Source organism: Bacillus cereus group sp. BfR-BA-01383 (assembly GCF_022663495.1).
In the GTDB taxonomy this organism is placed as follows: Bacteria; Bacillota; Bacilli; order Bacillales; family Bacillaceae_G; genus Bacillus_A; species Bacillus_A cereus_AU.
The window spans coordinates 179968-199251 of sequence record NZ_JAKUFP010000003.1 but is presented as its reverse complement, the minus strand read 5'-3'; the positions used below and the strand labels follow the sequence as shown (position 1 = coordinate 199251).

The following is a 19284-nucleotide window of genomic DNA, read 5'->3' as shown; positions in this document are numbered from 1 at the left end:
TTACTTTATAACATGAAAGATTAACTTGGGTGATAAGTTATTGTGAATGTTTTTTTACAAAACAGATAAGTAATAGTGTTTGGTATTATGTAAATTATTGTAATAACATAAGAGTAAAGAAAACAATTACATTATTTATTAGTTAATCAATTATTGAAAAAGAGCAAAATGCACCTTTTGTATGGAAAAGGATTATATGCATTGGGAGGTTTAAACAAATGACGAGGAAGAATTCAACGACAAACCCTTGGGCCAAGTTCCACGGTCCGAACCTTGGTTATGTTATTGAGCAGTATGATCTTTACGTAACTGGAGCAGGTTCTGTTGATCCGGAATTACAAGAGCTTTTTGAAATTTTTGGAGCTCCTTCGTTTCAAGATGATGTCGTAACAGGGGACAACACAGCAACACATTTTTCTCCTCAAAACACAGGGAACATTGAAAAAATTCTTAAAGTCGTTCAACTTGTTGAGCAAATTCGCTCTTTCGGGCATACGTTGGCTCACATCAACCCGATGGAAGATGCTGCAAATGGACAATCTCTTCTTGAGAAAGCAATGAACGAACTGAGCGATGCTGATTTGAAAGCGATTCCAGCGAAAACAGTATGGCAAGATGCACCAGAAGGTATTCACACTGCACTTGATGTAATTCATAGATTAAAAGACGTTTATACAAAATCTTTAGCTTATGAATTTTCTCATATACAAGATAGTGAAGAACGCGCGTGGTTGCATCAAATGGTGGAATCAAATTCATTGCGTCAACCACTATCAAATAAAAAACGAACTGCTCTTTTAAAACGTTTAACAGCTGTTGAAGGTTTCGAGCAATTCTTGCATAAAACATTCGTTGGGCAAAAGCGTTTCTCTATCGAGGGCGTTGATATGCTTGTACCTGTTCTAGATGAAATTGTTCTAGAAGGTGCCAAGGGCGGCGTAGAAGATGTCATGATTGGTATGGCTCACCGCGGTCGTCTAAGCGTACTTGCACACGTACTAGAAAAACCGTATAGTCACATGTTTGCTGAGTTCAAACATGCAAAAATAGAAGGCGCAGTGGCAAATGCTGGATGGACTGGCGACGTAAAATACCACTTAGGTAGAGAACAAGTCGTTAGTAATGAAGAAGTTAGCACTCGCGTTACATTAGCAAATAACCCAAGTCATCTTGAGTTCGTTAATCCTGTAGTAGAAGGTTTCGCACGTGCGGCTCAAGAAAACCGTAAAAAATCTGGTCTTCCAGAACAAGATACTTCAAAGTCATTCGTAATTTTAGTTCATGGTGATGCTGCATTCCCTGGTCAAGGTATTGTGTCTGAGACACTCAACTTAAGCAGATTGAACGCGTACCAAACGGGCGGAACAATTCATGTTATCGCAAACAATGCAGTTGGTTTTACGACTGATAGCTATGATTCTCGTTCTACGAAATATTCAAGTGACCTTGCAAAAGGTTTTGATATTCCGATTGTTCACGTGAACGCTGATGATCCGGAAGCCTGTCTTGCTGCAGCTAACCTTGCGATTCAATATCGCATGTTGTTCAAAAAAGACTTCTTGATCGATTTAATTGGTTACCGCCGCTATGGTCATAACGAAATGGATGACCCAGCAGTTACGCAACCACAAGTGTACAAAAAAATTAAAAACCACCCTACTGTAAGAGCAATTTATGCAGATCAATTACAAGCTGATGGTGTTCTAAATGCAGATGAAGTTGAAACAATTACACAGTTTATACAAGAGCAATTAAAATCTGACTATGCACAAGTACCACCAGCTGATACGGGCGATGCAACAATTCACGTTAAAGTGCCAGATGTTGTTGCAAAAGGCATTCAGCCCATCGATACTGGTGTTGAGATTGACTCACTTCGTGCAATTAATGCAGGCTTATTATCTTGGCCTGAAGGATTTAACGTATATCCGAAAGTGAAGAAAATTCTTGAGCGCCGTAAAGATGCTCTTGAAGAGAACGGTAAAATTGAATGGGCACTTGCTGAGTCATTAGCATTCGCTTCTATTTTACAAGAAGGTACGCCAATTCGTTTAACTGGTCAAGATTCACAGCGTGGTACATTCGCGCATCGTCATATCGTATTACACGATACTGATACAAATGAAACATATTCACCATTACATCGCTTACCAAACATTAACGCTTCATTCTCTGTTCATAACAGTCCGTTATCTGAAGCTGCAGTTGTTGGTTATGAATATGGTTATAACGTATTCGCTCCAGAAACTCTTGTTATGTGGGAAGCACAGTATGGCGACTTCTCAAATACTGCGCAAGCATTATTTGATCAATATGTATCAGCAGGAAGAGCAAAATGGGGTCAAAAATCAGGTTTAGTCCTTCTATTACCACACGGTTATGAAGGTCAAGGACCAGAGCACTCTAGTGCACGTCCAGAGCGTTTCTTACAGTTAGCTGCTGAGAACAACTGGACAGTTGCAAACTTAACGAGTGCGGCACAGTACTTCCATCTCTTACGTCGTCAAGCATCTATCTTAGGAACAGAAGCTGTTCGACCATTAGTGCTTATGACGCCGAAGAGTTTATTACGTCACCCACTTACGCTTTCAACTGCTAGTCAGTTAAGTGAAGGACGTTTCCAACCTGCTTTAGAACAAGAAAACCTTGGTACGAAACCAAGCAAAGTAAAACGTCTTGTTTTAAGCACAGGTAAAATGGCGATTGACTTAGCAGCAGAAATTGAGTCTGGTAAACATGAATACAACTTAGATGAGGTTCATGTCGTTCGTATTGAACAGCTGTACCCATTCCCTGCTGAGAAAGTTCAATCTATTATTAAACGCTTTAAAAACTTAGAAGAAATCATTTGGGTTCAAGAAGAACCTCGTAATATGGGTGCATGGCATTACATGGCTCCAATTCTGTTCGAACTAGCTGGAGATAAAGTGAAAACAGGTTACATTGGACGCCCTGATCGTTCTAGCCCATCTGGTGGCGATCCATTCGCTCACAAAGCTGAGCAAGAACTAATCGTTGCACACGCTTTAGATGTGAAGTATAACTTCCGTCAAGATAAACAAGAAATTGAAGTTTACAGCAACTAAAAGTAACAATGAAGATTTCTAGCTTGATCTTGGGCAGATATTCTGCCCAAGGCGAGCTAACAAATGGAGATTACCGAAGATAAAAGAAGAAAAACACACCGTTAGGCAAATAAGGGGAGGACATTTAAAATGATCGAAATTAAAGTACCTGAGCTTGCAGAATCTATTACCGAAGGAACTATTTCACAATGGCTTATCAACGTAGGCGACAAAGTCGAGAAAGGTGGCAGCGTTGTTGAGCTTGAAACTGATAAAGTCAATGTAGAAATCATTGCAGAAGATTCAGGTATTGTATCGAAATTACTAGGCGAACCTGGGGATACAGTTGAAGTTGGCGCAACTATCGCAATTTTAGATGCGAATGGCGCACCAGTTGCAGTAAGTACACCTGCTCCAGCTGCTGAACAACCAAAACAAGAAACAGTTGAAGCACCGAAAGCAGCAGCTCCAAATGCTGAACAAACTACGACTCTACAAGGTCTACCAAATACAAACCGTCCTATCGCATCACCAGCTGCTAGAAAAATGGCTCGTGAATTAGGAATCGACTTAAACGACGTACGTAGCACAGATCCACTTGGACGCGTGAGACCTCACGATGTACAAGCTCATGCTGCAGCACCAAAAGAAGCACCAGCTGCTCCAAAAAGTCCAGCTCCTGCTCCAGTTGCAAAAACTGAATTCGAAAAACCAGTTGAGCGTGTGAAAATGTCCCGCCGCCGTCAAACAATTGCAAAACGTCTTGTAGAAGTTCAACAAACATCTGCAATGTTAACAACATTTAACGAAGTTGATATGAGTGCAATCATGGAATTACGTAAAGAACGTAAAGACGCTTTCGAGAAAAAACATGATGTACGTCTTGGCTTCATGTCATTCTTCACAAAAGCAGTTGTTGCAGCATTAAAACAATTCCCATTGTTAAATGCTGAAATTCAAGGCGACGAGCTTATCATTAAAAAATTCTATGATATCGGTATTGCAGTAGCTGCTCCAGATGGATTAGTTGTTCCAGTTGTACGCGATGCTAACCAATTAAACTTCGCTGAAATCGAAAGCGAAATTCGTAATTTAGGTATGAAAGCACGCGATAACAAACTTTCATTAAAAGAACTACAAGGTGGTACATTTACAATTACAAACGGTGGTGTCTTCGGTTCTCTAATGTCGACACCAATCCTAAATAGCCCACAAGTAGGTATTCTAGGAATGCATAAAATCCAAGTACGTCCAGTTGCGATTGATAACGAGCGTATGGAAAACCGTCCGATGATGTACCTTGCACTATCTTACGATCACCGTATTGTTGATGGTAAAGAAGCAGTTAGCTTCCTTGTTGCTGTTAAAGATATGCTTGAAGATCCAAAATCATTATTATTAGAAGGTTGATAGACTAAAAGTCTATTCAAGGCTGTAGAATGAATCATTCTACAGCCTTTTTTTATTGCGTTCATACGGGACAAATCACATGACATAAGCTAATAACGTATGCCTAAAACGTAAGGAGGATTAAAATGAATAACCTTCCATCTCATGCAAAACTTAAAGCAAATAAGGATACTTTCTTCCTTCCCGATTCAAACGGGGGTGTCTATTTTCGAAATAACGCCAGTTCATTTCGTATGGACGGTGATGGAATTTATAACTGGATTGAAAAATTAATGCCGATGTTTAACGGTAATCATTCTTTAGCAGAAATAACCGATGGTCTCCCTCTCCCTTATCAAAATCGTGTATTTGAAATTGGAGAGATTTTATATGAAAATGGTTTCGTTCGTGATGTAAGCCAAGATGCTCCTCATGAATTAAACAGTGTATTGCTTGACAGATATGCTTCGCAAATCGAATTTTTGGAAGCTGATTCTCATTCAGGTGCTTTAAAATTCGAAACGTACCGCGCGGCAAATGTCCTTATAATTGGTTCCGGAGATATGCTTACTTCCTTAGTTTCTTCTTTACTAGAATCCGGTTTACCTACATTTCATTACCTCGTTACAGATCGTGCTGAAACAAACTATGACCGAATCCATGAGCTAATAGAACGTGCACATGAAATTGATGGCAATGTACTGATTCAAGAAATAGATACGACAATTGACCGTTCCCTGCATGAAGTGTTCGAACCTTTCGACTCGATTTTGTACGTTTCTCAAAATGGAGATATTGAAGGTTTAAGAGCAGTTCACACTATTTGTAGAGAAATAGAAAAAAACTTCATACCGGCCATTTGTTTATCAAATTTCGGTTTAGCAGGACCTGTCGTAACAGCTGATCGTGAAGAATGCTGGGAATCCGCATGGCATCGGCTACATGAAGCTACTTTACAAAATGAAAATCCACCAGCGCCGTTCTCACCGATTACAGGCGCAATGTTAGCAAATATAATTGTTTTCGAATTATTTAAACATGTTGCTGATGATTCTTACCGAGAAAAAGAGCCTCAATTCTTTTTAGTAAACTGTGAAACACTCGAAGGGACATGGCATCCTTTTATAAAACATCCTCTCGCAACTGATGAAAGTTTTACAATTGATACAATAGAAAATCTTTCTGAAAAACTTGAGCATCGGTCCAATCAACATACTTCAACTGAATTGTTCCGTTTTTTCGATTCATTAACTTCTAAAGAAGCTGGTATATTCCATGTGTGGGATGAACAAAATTCATATCAGTTACCGTTATCACAATGTCATATTCAAGTAGCTACTCCGCTATCAGATGGCCCAGCTTCCCTGCTTCCGCTTATGACTTGCGGCGGATTGACTCATAATGAAGCGCGCCGTGAAGCTGGTCTAACAGGAATTGAAACGTATGTAGCAGAAATCATTCATCGCCTTATTCCTGAACATAACGATATCGGTATTGGCGCTGGGGAAACGATGACAGAAGGTGTTTACCGAGCACTACAACAACATTTAAACAATAAACTGTATGAGCGGCAGTCACATACGCTAGAAGAAATTACAACAATTGACTTAACCGAAATTCATGATAAACATTGTAGGTTTTATTATGATGCCCTCTCTACAATTCATGAGATACCTAAAATAGCAATGAGTGAAGAGATTCTCAGTTTTCCTGTCGTTTGGGTCGGTGTAAATGATAGATGGTATGGTGCAGCTAATATTAATATGACGTTAGCGTTAAGAAGCGCACTACAGCTATCACTCCTTCACATTCAAAATGAAGAGACTCCTTATAGAGCTAATATTTCGAATGAATCATCTATTATTTTATATGACACTGATTCTTTTAGAGTAGAAATACAAGAGGAAGAAGAAATTCCCGGTGTGCAATCCGTACAGCTTGCCTTGCAACATTTAGCAGAACATAATTTTTATCCATTCGTGTTTGATTTAGCGATTGAATCATTTTTGAAAGAAAATTTAGATGGTGTGTATGGGTTATTAATTGCAAAGGAGGACAGTCTATGATTCAAAATATACTTCTTATAGGAGACGGCATACTTGCAGATTATGTACATGATCAATTGTGCAAACAATATTCCATCATTCGCCAACATACAGTTACAGAAGGCATCCCTGAAAATATCGATCTCGCTCTCGTATTACATGACGGCTCCCCTTCTACTATTCATCATGATGCCGAGCTGATTTTTCGTTCCAATCATATTCCGTGGTTACGTGCATTTACTTCATTTGGTGAAGGTGTTATCGGTCCTTATATTCATCCTCTTGCAACTGGATGCACCCATTGTGCCGATGGAAGACGCTTTATCGCTGGTTTTGATCAAAAAGAAATGTGGGAACTACAGCGAAAATATGCGGTAAAAGCAGATGACGTGACGAGACGGGATGTACGCGCCACCAAAAATGGAATGTTACAAATGTTTCAGCTCATTCATGCTGAAACGGAGAAAATATTAGCTAACGGACATTCTTCTTTAGAAAATGAACTCATTTTACTAAACTTACAAACATTACAATGTACGAGGCATTCTTTTCTTCCAGATCCTCTCTGTCCTGTATGTAGTAATTTACCTGATGATACTGCAGATGCAGCAGCGATATCCTTACAACCAAGCTTAAAAATAAGTACTGAAACGTATCGCTGCCGTTCTATTCATGAACTAAACACATTTTTAACGAGAGATTATTTAGATTACCGGGTTGGTATGTTGAACGGCAAAATGCAGCATTCTTTATTACCATTTGCTGACGTTATTATAAACATGCCGTTAATGTTCGGAAATGAAGGCGTTGCAGGCCGAACTCATTCATTTGCAATAAGTGAAGCAACTGCTATTTTAGAAGGTTTAGAGAGATATTGCGGTATGTCACCCCGCGGAAAAAAAACGAATGTGCATGGCGGTTTTCATGAACTAGAGGATCATGCACTGAATCCCCTCACACTCGGTGTACATACAAATGAACATTATAATCGTGATAGTTTTCCATTTAAGCCATTTGATCCTGATTATGAGCAAAACTGGGTATGGGGATATTCTTTATCACAAAACCGGCCACTTTTAGTTCCAGAATCAATCGCTTATTATAGCCTCGGTCATCGAGATGCTTTCGTGTATGAAACATCAAATGGCTGTGCGATTGGTGGTAGTTTAGAAGAAGCAATTTTTCACGGCATTTTAGAAATTGTAGAGCGTGACGCCTTTTTGCTCACTTGGTATGCAGAATTACCTCTTCCACGTCTTGACCTTAGTTCAGCAAATGATACGGAATTACAATTAATGATCCAGCGGTTACACACGATTACCGGATATGAATTACATGTTTTTAATGCAACGATGGAACACGGCATCCCAAGCCTATGGGTAATTGCGAAAAATACACGGAAAAATGGAATGAATGTTGCTTGTGCGGGTGGCGCTCATTTGGATCCAATCCGAGCGCTAAAAAGTGCGATTCACGAAATAGCAGGCATGTTACTAATAACAGACGATGAGCTCGAGCAAAAAAGAGAGTACTACGAAAATTGCTTACAAGATCCTTATCTCGTTAATAAAATGGAAGACCATAGTATGCTGTACGGATTGAAAAAAGCGGAAGAACGACTTCACTTCCTTTTGCATAACGATGCTCCAGTTCAAACGTTCCAAGAAATGAACGGACTACAATCATTTCATATGGATTTGACATCCGATCTTCATCAACTTTTAAACCGAATACATCAATCTGGACTTGAGGTGATCGTTGTAAATCAAACGGTACCGCTTATAGAGAAAAATGGATTACATTGTGTAAAAGTAATAATTCCAGGCATGTTACCGATGACGTTCGGCCATCACCTTACTCGTGTTACAGGATTAGATCGAGTGTATACCGTACCGGTGACACTTGGATATAGAGCCGAGCCGTTAACAAATGAACAATTAAATCCACATCCGCATCCGTTTCCATAATAAAGGAGGGGATTTCATGCAGCTGGATACTTTTTTACATCATCTCCATTTCTCTATTGATGAAATTATGCCGAATCATGAAGTCGATTGGCAAGACGCGCCGCTTCCTTATAAATTATATCGAAATTTACCTGTCATTCCTCTCTCTGTAGAAATCCCATTATCTTTGCTGAACTCTTCTACTACACCTACTTTGGATAAGATTGGTCATTACCTTTGGTACTCATTTGGTTTAACCCAATTATGTCAGCTAAATAGCGAGAGAAATTTATTACGAAGATCTATTCCTTCAGGTGGCGCTTTATATCCGAATGAATTGTATATATATTTAAAGATTGATCATTATCCAGACGGTATTTACCATTACGACGCTGCGCACCACCGACTTATCTTACTTCGCGAAGGAAATTTCGATGCTTACCTTACAGAAGCACTCGGCAATCGTTGCAACATACATTCTTGTTTTGGCGCTGCATTTGTATCTACTATGTTTTGGAAAAACTTCTTTAAATACAATAATTTTTCATATCGTCTTCAAGGATTAGATAGTGGTGTTCTCATCGGTCAATTGCTTGAATGCGCAAAACAGTTCGGTTACACGAATGGCGTATATTTTCAATTTCTAGACCGGGCAATGAATCATTTACTTGGACTGTCAGAAGGTGAAGAAAGTGTGTATGCGGTTATTCCTTTAAGTACAGAACCAAATATAGATTGGTTTCATGACGATCATCGTGAAAATAAATCTGTTACTTCTCATGACTTACTACAGCAAATTCCGCCATTAGCACATGAACATTTCGTTCGCTCAAAGCATGTGAATGAATATCCGATGATAACAAAAATAAACGAGGCTTCTATGATCGAATCGACAGAACACTTCCAAACATTCGCTCATGAAGAATACTATCAACATAGCGCTCACGCTATACAGCTACCGAAAGTAGAACGTTTATCGTATGATTTCTTACAACTTTGTAAAAAACGATATTCACCTGATGCTGACTTTATTTTAACGAAATGGGATACAATCGAGCTCGCTACTTTACTACAAGAAGCGAGCCTCTCCTTTCCTTATTACAACGACCTTGATGGAAATCATTTAAACCAAGACGCAAGGGTTTCATTATATGGATGTTTTTATAACGTAAAAGACGTAGCAAACGGCGCTTACGCTTATAACAGTAAAACACATTCTATACAACCAATACGGCATGGAGACCTTCGTTATCCCCTTCAATCTAGTATGACGATGGATAACGTAAACCTTTTTCAAGTACCGCTTTGCTTACATGTAGTCGGAAAGAAAGATTACTATACACGTACATTAGGCTATAGAGGTTACCGAATTCATCAAATGGAAGCTGGTATACTCGTTCATAAACTCGTTTTCGCTGCGACCGCTATGGGAATGGGCGGACATCCGTTACTAAGTTTTGATACAAATTCATGTGATCAATTATATGGAATTGATTGCGGAGATAAAACGTCACTCATTCAGGTTCCTGTTGGGGCGTATCGAGCGCGGAATTGGCTAAAAGGGTCTTTGCATAATTAGAAGCACGCCGGTAGACGGCGTGCTTTTTTTAAAGGACTTAATTTATAAAAAGCGAAATGAGTATATATTCTTACATAAAAGGAGAGTTTGAATTGAGCATTTTACAACGATTAATCGATCAAGCGAAAAATCCTCGCGGGACAATTGGTTCTTCCATGCTTTGTATTATGAACGCTGCACATAAGAAATTAACAAAGTGGGCTTTGCAAAAAGTACATATAAAGACAGATGCAGTCATTTTAGATATCGGCTGTGGCGGGGGGAAAACAATACAGACCCTTTCAAAACAAACTCCTTTCGGGAAAATACACGGGATTGATTACTCTGATCAAGCTGTTGAAAACTCAAAGAAAGCAAATATGAAAGATGTAAAAACAGAGAAAGTAATCATTCATCAAGCTAGCGTCTCCTCTATTCCATATCATACGGACTTCTTTGACCTCATTACTGCCTTTCAAACCCATTACTTTTGGCCTGATGTTGAACACGATATAAAAGAAGTATTTCGCGTCTTAAAACCGAACGGATCCTTTTTATTAGTGGCTGAAACTTTCAAAATTCAATATCATATGGATAAATTTAAGACGACAGAAGAATTAATAACCCTCTTTTATACGACAGGCTTTCAAAGTGTGAAATATTACGAAGAAAGAGGTTGCCTTTGTGTAATAGGAAACAAGTAAAAACAGCAGGCCCTGAAGGGACTGCTGTTTTTACTAGATTACTTTAAAGATACTCTTAATTTGTCTTGCAAATAACCAGTTTTTCGTACCGTAGTTATCATTTAGACTATCTAAATTGATAGATTTTCCGTTAGCAAACTTTAATTCTAACGTTGTATTTTTGTCATTTGTTTTTAAGTTGCTATTTGTAATGTCATCATACTTTAATTTTTCAATTTCAATATATTCTTCTTTTTCTTGTCCAATAACGACATGGTCTTGGAAGAAGAACAATACTTCTACTTTCTTACCGAAACAAAATACATTTTTCGTATAAATTAATGTCGCATTATCAAGTCCAACACATACTTCTTTCATCTCTTCTACAACGTGTCCAAAGTCTTCTTCTTGTCTTGCGTTTGATTCAGCAATCCATTCTTCAATTGTTTTCATGTTAATTGCCATACTGCGCCCCCTGGTTCGTTCATTGCTTTGTTTAAAAATAAATACTATATGAAAATATAAGTGATAAGTACTATGTTTTCAAGGGTGAATGGTATATTCAAAATAAAGTGAAATTTTAAAGTAATATATTAGGAGCACCTATTTCATTATATTTTAAACGTTTGAACGAGGCATTCTTCATCATCAATTAGCTGCTTTTGTTCGTCAAATTCAATTTTTAGCTCGCTATATACTTTCTTCCAAAAAGAAATAGCTGGTATATTGTTTATAAGTTCAATAACGAAATATTGTCCTCATTTCTCTTCTAGTAAATTTTCAATAACCTTTTTCCCGATTCCTTTTCCCTTATATTGATTCAATATGAAAATATCATTAATACCAAAGTCGTTTTCCTTCTTCAAAAATGGACGTTCCAATAGTAATAAAAATCCTACAATGCTATTATCGGCTTTTATGAAATATGGAGTAATTCCATCAACTTCCCAAAACATGTGCAAATCCTCGTATTCAAAAAATCCGTTCGCTCCAATCGTTATGTTAGTAGTGAATTTAGAAAGGTCATGAAGATATAATGCGTACAAATTACGGAGTATTTCTTTTTCTGATTCTTGAACTTTTTGAAGTGCTACAACCATTTTTAAAAATCCCCTTCCCTATATGTAACTATTTCTCCCACTTTATTATTCGATAAACAAGATTACTTCCCTTTACACAAAAAATAGCACTTAAAAAAGTGCTATTCTGCTCTCCTTGCCGCTTGCTGAATTGGATCCCAAACGCTGTTATATGGTGGTGCGTAACTTAAATCAACATCTTCTAAATCGTGAATGCTCATTTTATTGAAAAGTGCCATCGCAATCACATCAATTCGCTTATCTACACCTTCTTCTCCCATTACTTGTCCGCCCAATAATTGTTTCGTATCGGAATGATATAGTAATTTCAAGTGAAGTGGTTTGGCACTTGGGTAATAACCTGCTATATTTGTTGAATCTACTTTGACCATCTTATACGGGATGTTAATTTCTTTCGCTTCTTTTTCATTTAAGCCTGTTCTCGCTAATGTAAGATCCATAAATTTAATGATACCTGTACCTAACGTACCTTTAAATGATCTTCGTTTATCAACCATATTGAGTCCAGCAAGTCGCCCTTGTTTATTTGCGGTCGTTCCGAGCGGGATATGATCATGAATTTCCTTTATAACATGATAATGTGCTGCACAATCACCAGCAGCATATACATCTTGCACATTCGTTTGCATATATGCATTTACTTCGATTGCCCCTTTATAATTTGTACGTACACTGCTTCCTTCAAGAAAATCAGTATTTGGTTTTACTCCGACAGATACTAAAACAAGATCCGCTTTATATGTACCTTTATCCGTTTCAATTTGTTCTACTCGCTCTTTTCCGATAAAAGCTTTTACATTTTCATTTGTTACAATTTCAATATGATGTTTATCTGCTTCTTTATGTATATATTCCGCCATATCTGCATCATAAATCGTACCGATATGATCATTTCTCTCAATCATTCTTACTTTCTTACCAAGTTCTACGAATGTTTCTGCCATTTCCAGTCCGATTGCACCGCCGCCAATAATGATTACGTCCTCAACTTTATTCGTTTCTAACGTCTTTAATATGCGCTCAGCATCTGGAATTGTTTTTAAAAGATGAACGCCTTGTAACTCTCGTCCTTCCCATTCTGGCCTAACAGGACGCACTCCAGTCGCAATTAATAAACGGTCATATGGAAATTCAAAAACATCTTTCGTCTTCGTATGCTCTGCGTACACAATTTTCTTTTCCGTATCCACTTTTGTTACTTCATGACGTACTTTCGCATCAATTCCGTATTTATCACGAAATGTCTTCACATTCCGCGCAATTAATTTTTCAGTTGAAGCAATCGCACCGCTAATTACATAAGGTAATCCGCACTGAGCGTATGAATAGATTTCACCTTTTTCTAACGTCACAACATTCGCCGATTTATCGTTTCTAACAATTTGCATTGCTGCGCTCATACCAGCTGCATCTCCGCCAATAATGACATAGTTCACTTTACCACTCCTTCTTTTTTTACATACTCTTTACGATTTCCATATTTTACAGAAATAACACCTACCTCCATTGTAAAGAAAGAGAATTTCATCTACAAATTTGATGCACAAACCTATACCTTACTAGGTAACCGTCGTGTCATATAAACAACATGTTTAATATGCTATAACAGTAACAATTGAAAGTAGGTGAATATACATGTGCGCCGGCCTTCTCGCTCAGTTTCCAGAGCAACCGAAAGAACCGAAAGCCGCCCTCCCGCTTGAACAAGAATTTACCGTTAATGCAACTTTATACAGTGCTCGCGCCTGGTTATCTGACAATGACGCTTTCTCTCAAACTATTTGGAAAGCCACTCGCTTCGCTTCTGCATCACACGCTGGTAAGTCCATCTTCCCAGTCGGTACTGTTAAAATTGTGAACTTTTCTGATGATACAATAACGGTTACTGTATCATCAGAATCAGATGATGCTCTTAAAATAATCGTCCCCCCTCATTCTGAAGCTGCTTTAACGTCTAGTTCTTTATCTGATGTGCAAGCTAGTACATCAGGAGGAGCAAGCAAAGTCACATTCCTCTTTCACATCTTTTTCTCAAGGGATCCTGGTCCAGCTAAATAATCATAAAAAGGGTACAGTTATGCACTGTACCTTTTTCACGCACTCTATTCTCTTGATTTGATCAGTTCAACATTATAAGACTCAATATTAGTTAACGCCCCTGTAAAATATGGATTTTCTCTGTACCAAGACTGTTTTGAAAAATACGCTTGCATATCTTTCGTTTGAAAAATATGTCCATGCCTTGCGTATATTTCATTTCTAGCAATTTTTAACTGTTCTTTCGATAAATATCTTAAATCTGAACTCGTTAATTTTCGAATATCACTATCTGGAAAGATGAAACCATTATATACATATGAAGTCGTCACTGGCGGAGTGACATTATAAACAACGGTTTTTTCTGCACTTTTCTTTTGAAACGGAAGATTATAAGCCGAAAGTGCTGTTACCGTTTCTACTTTCGTCGTTTCCCGTCCACTTTCTCCATTTCGTTCTAAATAAATCGCCGCACTTCCATCAGTCGCTATCGGTCCCCACGTAATCTCTTCTCCGGTCAGCGCTGTAACTGGTTTTTGATTCACATACAATGTCGCACCAGGTGCATTCGTTTGAACTGTAATATATTGCCCTTGCAGTGTTAAATCTATCGTTACATTATTTTGGCTTTGTTTCATAAGTACAACCTTTTCCTCGCGTGATAGTTTTACATATTCATTTTTAAATTCTGATTGAAATACTTGAGTTCCTGGAAGAAACGGTCCATATTGCTTCTCAAACTTTTTGTCATCCGTCTTATCAATTTCTTTTCCGTTCATTTTTAAATATGTGCCTTTTTCATTTGTAAGCAAAGTTGTATAGTACGTCTTCGCTTTCAATTTATACCGATCAAATATAAAGAAATACTTCCCGTCTTTCGTTAAAGAGAAGTCTGCTCTTTCTATTCCATCCCCTTGTTTTTCACCTTGCCTCAAATATTCTTTCAATTCATTCACGTAAGATGGATTTTCTTTTATATACGAAAATAGAGGCAGTAAACTCTCTCTCGTTACAATAACCGATGGATCATCTGCCGTGATGATCTCAGCTAATTTCTCCCCGTCCCGCTCTTGTAAAACCGTAATCATTCGGTCTACTTGTGCCACCTGTGCATAATACGATGATCCGTACAGATACAATCCAACAATCGCTATAATAAGTATTACTAAAAGTGTAATACCAACTTTTGTACCGCCGCTCATGTTCTTCTTTACTACAGGACTTCCCCTCTTCGTCCCGCAGTTTTGACAAAATTGAACACCATCTTCAAACTGAATTCCGCACTTTGTACATACATTCATCCATTCAACCACCTTTTCATTAGAAGCCAGTTAATCCCTGTGTAAAGGCTTGAATTATCGTGCTAATGTAAGACCAAAGTACAATGAATGTTGCAATTCCAATTAAAACATTTGCAATAATAAGTGTGTAAACTGGATCTAGTCCACCGTTGTCTAGTTTTAATATAGCTACGATGATACTAATTGACATATACGTTGTAGCCACCCCTAATAATATTGGTAGAAAAAAGATCAATAGGAAACTAAACAGAAAAGAAAGAACTAATATGGCAATAGCCGGAGTCACTATCGTTCCCCATATGCCCAATGCTTCAAGAAAAGAAAAAGATGATTTCATCATCTTACCACTTACAAAAATAATAAATCCGACAAATAAAGTTAAAATTAATAAAAAGAAAAAGACCGTTGCAGATTCTCCAAAGAAAGTAGAAGTAGGTATATCTGGTGCAAATGTTCTCGTAACAGTTGCTGCAGCACTCATCATTCTATAAAAAATACATGCTCCTAAAAAACAAATAAGAACAAGACTTACAATTCCATTTCGCACTTCAATATTGCCACTTTTCATAATCGCTGTCGGTGCTTTTAAAGCATGTGTAAAAAACTGAAAATAGCCACTCGCAAATCGTTTCGCTTGCTCTACCGTTTCATTCGGACGAGTTTCCTTTACTTGTGCTACGCGCGCTTGTTGCTCTCCTCCTTCCTCTGCACCACTTGCCACCACTTCTGCCGTTAACGACTGTCCACAATTCCCGCAAAACTTCGCCTCTGCTGCATTCTCCGTATGACACGCCGGACATTTCATGCTCTCATCCCTCCTTAAGCATATACCTTATAGGGTGTTACAAATTCAATATATGACTTTGTACATAAAACATGACTACAAGAAAAAGATTATGAAATCCTCCTTTTGAAGGAAAATATATAGACTAGCAATCTAGAAAAATAATGTTATTATGAAACAGAGAAAATAACATTTTTAATAGATTGGATGAAGACAGTGGAATTTGTAAACTCGATTTTTCAAACACTCCTTACAAGTGTGATCCAATTACTCTCTTTAATTGGAATCATCATTGTAATTGGATTTATATTAGGTTATTTAGAATCTCTCACACGAATGTATTGGTCGAGAGCTTTTGGTAGGAAAGGCTTCCTTTTAACTGCATGGATCGGTGTTCCTATTCATGAACTTGGGCATGCGCTTATGTGTTTATTATTCCGTCATAAAATTGTAGCGACGCAATTCTTCCCAACAGATACAAGTCAAGGAGCTTTAGGTTACGTACAACATCAATACAATCAAAAAAGCATATATCAACGAATTGGGAATTTCTTCATTGGAATTGGCCCTATTATTTCTGGTATTACTGCATTAATCCTTTTAATGCGCTATTTCGTACCAGAGTCATATTCTTTATTTAATACAACTCTCGAAACAACTGTTGCCTCTACTTCTATTAACTTAGACATGATCCAAAACATGTTTTTATCAACATTCTTTTTATTAAAAAGCTTGTTTACAATGAGTAATTTATTGAATCCTTCTTTTTGGTTATTTTTATTTATCGCTGTTTGCATTTCCGCACATATTGCTTTAAGTAAACCAGACATTAAAGGATCCATAGACGGTGTTATCGTCATGTTTATCGTCTTATTTTTATTCAATATAATAGCAGGACTTTTCCAGTACGACAGTAACCAACTAGTTGGAAAAGTGATGAAATATAATATGTATCTCATTGCATTTTCTAGTGTGGCGTTGCTTTTCTCTTGTATTTCTACACTTGTGAGTTTTGGGTTTTATAAAATGAGAAGAGGGCGTTGGTTTTTTACGCCCTCTTCTCACTAATTATTTTTCTTATAACCACAATTCTCAACCGGAACACGAGCATGCCCCTCTTCATCGGTACACCATGACTGTGACTGGAATGCAAGGAAGATACCAATCCATTCTTCTTCCTTCTCAAAGTGAATGAGTATTCCCCCGTCTTGCCATATACCATTATCACCTTGCCATTTCTCTACATTCCCTTGATTCATATGAATATCATGTATACCGTTTCCTGGCTCGAAATGAAAGTATGGATCTGGTGTATTTTCTTCTGGTCCCCATCTTTCACCAAGCGCGTAAATAATCGCTTTTTCTTCTCTCGCTCGTTTTATATACCGCTCTATTTTTTCGTTTAGATCATTATCTACTCCCACTTTTTCAGCAGGTAAAGGAATCATTTGATTTGAGTCAAATAGATTTCCTCTTACATAATCTAAAGCGACTTTCGGTTCATTGTTTTTCACTTCCGTAAAACCAAACGGTAATGTCGGTAATATATGAATCGCCTCTGACTGAATATTATTACTCGCAAAATATAAAACTTCTGACGGATAACTTTGTGACTTTACGTTAATTGCAATGCGATAGTCTACTCCTGCTTCGCCTTGTAAATGAACTTGATAATGAGGTGTTTTCCCTTTTCCAATCTTTGATTGTACAACTGTACCTTTTAATACACCATAGTTTTTTAGGGGCATACCTTTCATCTCCTATTCATTTAGTAGAAGTTTTTCATATTTAAAACATTATCCAATCATAAAAAAAATCCTCCTATGTTAGGAGGATTTTTCACTTTATCAACACATACCAAATAATAACCTCCACCACTACAAGCAACACCGCACCAAAGATCATTAATGTCGTTTTCTTTAATAGTTCATTTTCACGATAAGGTATATTACATAAATAAGCACCGAGTGTAATACGTGATGGGCAAGCGATTGTCGCTACTGATGATGCGGTGTTTTGAAGCGTTGTTACGTATTGCCACGGGAGTGCCACGTTTTGTGCTGTTTGCATTTGTAGTTTTATAAACATCGCATTTGATCCTGCGTTACTACCTGTTAAAAAGCCACCGATTCCGCCGATAAACGGAGCTACGAAAACAAAAAACGTACCAAATGTTTCACCAGCTGTTTTTGCAAGTAATGAATGCATGCCAGATGCACCCATTAGTTCTGAAATGGCGATAAACATTGTCGTTGTAATAGCGAAAGGAATCCATTGTTTTATCGTTTGCGAGAGTGATTGTTTAATAATTTTTGATGGAATACGGAAGAAAATAATTGTAAATAAACAAGTCATACCGAGCCAAAATCCTGGTGAATACAGCATTTCTAATCTATAAGAATATGATTTTAAATCGAGAACTGCATATGATCTGAGCAAATCATGTAATGCTGGAACGAGGCGAGAAAGTAAAATACAAACTGTTAAGAATATATAAGGGCTAATAATTTTTATAATGGATACTTCTCTCTCCGTTGCCGCAGCATGTTCTGTTAAAAGATTGTGTTCATTTTTTCCTTTTAATTTAATGATAAGAAAGCCAAATGTAATGGTAACGATAGAACTTAATATCCCTGCTAGTTCAACACTTACGTATGCGTTAGAAAGATAGATTCCAAGCGAAAATAATAGAAAGAATCCTACTCCTTCCTTCCACTTTTCAATTACGGCCTGCCAGCCGCCAACAACGTGTAAAGAAAGAATAACGAAGTAAGCAAACATCGGGATGCTTAATAACGCTGTATTTGTGCCAAGTGTCGTGAGCGGCATATTAATAAGTTGCGAACCGATAATTGTACCTGTTGCCATCGCGCCCCATGAACTAGCAAGCAAACCGATAAACGAGAGCAGTACAGCTTGAAATGGTTTATAGCCTAACGAAAGAAAGATCGGTGCTGCAACCATAAAACCAATACCGAATCCACTTATTGATTCAATTAGTGGGCAAATACCAAAACACATAAGAAGCATTTGTAATAAGCGATCGTGCGTGACTTCTTCTAGAAAACGTGCTACTTGATCGATGTAACCCATTTTGTTCATGAGATGAAATAAAAAAATACCGGAAAATAAAACGTACCCGACAATAAAACAAATTAACCCACCTTTAATCGTTGCGTGCACAGTTTCACTTATCCCTAACCGAAATGTTGGCGAGAGTAAAACAATTCCAACAGAAACGGCATAAGAAATTAATGAGGATCTTAATGATGTTTGTTTAAACAAAAATAAACAAATGAAAATCATCATAATTGGGATAAGTGCCAACAATATGGACATGTGATCATCTCATTTCGTTAAAAATACAATTTTTAAC

General features: G+C 37.6%; 14 protein-coding genes and 1 pseudogene. 8 read left to right on the top strand and 7 right to left on the bottom strand.

Annotated elements, in window-relative coordinates; translation table 11 throughout:
* Positions 1-218 precede the first annotated feature (218 nt).
* The 6 genes from odhA to MR065_RS04875 all read left to right on the top strand — a co-directional run bounded on the left by odhA (position 219) and on the right by MR065_RS04875 (position 10707).
* A complete protein-coding gene (gene odhA, locus MR065_RS04900; RefSeq protein WP_242212697.1) occupies positions 219-3086 on the top strand; it encodes a 2-oxoglutarate dehydrogenase E1 component in 2868 nt (955 codons plus the stop codon).
* A gap of 129 nt (positions 3087-3215) precedes the next feature.
* Positions 3216-4475, top strand: coding sequence for a 2-oxoglutarate dehydrogenase complex dihydrolipoyllysine-residue succinyltransferase (odhB, locus tag MR065_RS04895; RefSeq protein ID WP_242212696.1), 1260 nt, complete (start codon positions 3216-3218; stop codon positions 4473-4475).
* A gap of 125 nt (positions 4476-4600) precedes the next feature.
* Positions 4601-6520 (top strand): putative thiazole-containing bacteriocin maturation protein, encoded by a 1920-nt coding sequence (locus MR065_RS04890; protein ID WP_242212695.1) that lies wholly within the window; start codon positions 4601-4603, stop codon positions 6518-6520.
* The gene (locus MR065_RS04885; RefSeq protein ID WP_242212694.1) at positions 6517-8466 is read left to right on the top strand and encodes a TOMM precursor leader peptide-binding protein; all 1950 of its coding nucleotides are present in this window, start codon (positions 6517-6519) and stop codon (positions 8464-8466) included. Before MR065_RS04890 ends, MR065_RS04885 begins: the two co-directional genes overlap by 4 nt.
* A 16-nt stretch (positions 8467-8482) precedes the next feature.
* A complete protein-coding gene (locus tag MR065_RS04880) occupies positions 8483-10024 on the top strand; it encodes a SagB family peptide dehydrogenase (protein WP_242212693.1) in 1542 nt (513 codons plus the stop codon).
* A gap of 92 nt (positions 10025-10116) precedes the next feature.
* The gene (locus MR065_RS04875) at positions 10117-10707 is read left to right on the top strand and encodes a class I SAM-dependent methyltransferase (protein WP_242212692.1); all 591 of its coding nucleotides are present in this window, start codon (positions 10117-10119) and stop codon (positions 10705-10707) included.
* Positions 10708-10740: 33 nt separating this feature from the next.
* Here the strand turns inward: MR065_RS04875 and MR065_RS04870 are convergent, their stop codons facing one another.
* The 3 genes and pseudogenes from MR065_RS04870 to MR065_RS04860 form a co-directional block, all read right to left on the bottom strand.
* Positions 10741-11151 (bottom strand): DUF3908 family protein, encoded by a 411-nt coding sequence (locus tag MR065_RS04870; protein ID WP_097903889.1) that lies wholly within the window; start codon positions 11149-11151, stop codon positions 10741-10743.
* A gap of 146 nt (positions 11152-11297) precedes the next feature.
* Positions 11298-11786, bottom strand: a pseudogene (locus tag MR065_RS04865) (GNAT family N-acetyltransferase).
* Positions 11787-11887: 101 nt separating this feature from the next.
* Entirely contained in the window at positions 11888-13222 is a 1335-nt protein-coding gene (locus tag MR065_RS04860) for an FAD-dependent oxidoreductase (RefSeq protein ID WP_242212691.1), read from the bottom strand.
* 199 nt (positions 13223-13421) lie between these two features.
* Between MR065_RS04860 and MR065_RS04855 the strand changes: the two genes are divergently transcribed.
* Positions 13422-13844 (top strand): hypothetical protein, encoded by a 423-nt coding sequence (locus MR065_RS04855; RefSeq protein WP_097903886.1) that lies wholly within the window; start codon positions 13422-13424, stop codon positions 13842-13844.
* Between the two features lie 44 nt (positions 13845-13888).
* Here MR065_RS04855 and MR065_RS04850 read toward each other — a convergent pair whose 3' ends face one another.
* Both MR065_RS04850 and MR065_RS04845 read right to left on the bottom strand, forming a co-directional pair.
* Positions 13889-15124 carry a TcaA 3rd/4th domain-containing protein gene (locus tag MR065_RS04850; RefSeq protein WP_242212690.1) on the bottom strand — a complete coding sequence of 412 codons (1236 nt, stop codon included), beginning with the start codon at positions 15122-15124 and terminating at the stop codon, positions 13889-13891.
* A gap of 19 nt (positions 15125-15143) precedes the next feature.
* Positions 15144-15929 (bottom strand): zinc ribbon domain-containing protein, encoded by a 786-nt coding sequence (locus tag MR065_RS04845; RefSeq protein ID WP_242212689.1) that lies wholly within the window; start codon positions 15927-15929, stop codon positions 15144-15146.
* Between the two features lie 195 nt (positions 15930-16124).
* Here MR065_RS04845 and MR065_RS04840 point away from each other — a divergent pair, with 195 nt between their 5' ends.
* Positions 16125-16976, top strand: a complete 852-nt coding sequence (locus MR065_RS04840; protein WP_242212688.1) for a hypothetical protein — start codon at positions 16125-16127, stop codon at positions 16974-16976.
* Here MR065_RS04840 and MR065_RS04835 read toward each other — a convergent pair.
* On the bottom strand, positions 16973-17656 hold the full coding sequence (locus MR065_RS04835; RefSeq protein ID WP_242212687.1) for a DUF2278 family protein: 684 nt from the start codon (positions 17654-17656) through the stop codon (positions 16973-16975). The two genes, MR065_RS04840 and MR065_RS04835, sit on opposite strands and share 4 nt — an antisense overlap.
* 91 nt (positions 17657-17747) lie before the next feature.
* Positions 17748-19247 carry an L-lactate permease gene (locus MR065_RS04830; protein WP_242212686.1) on the bottom strand — a complete coding sequence of 500 codons (1500 nt, stop codon included), beginning with the start codon at positions 19245-19247 and terminating at the stop codon, positions 17748-17750.
* Between the last annotated feature and the right edge of the window lie 37 nt (positions 19248-19284).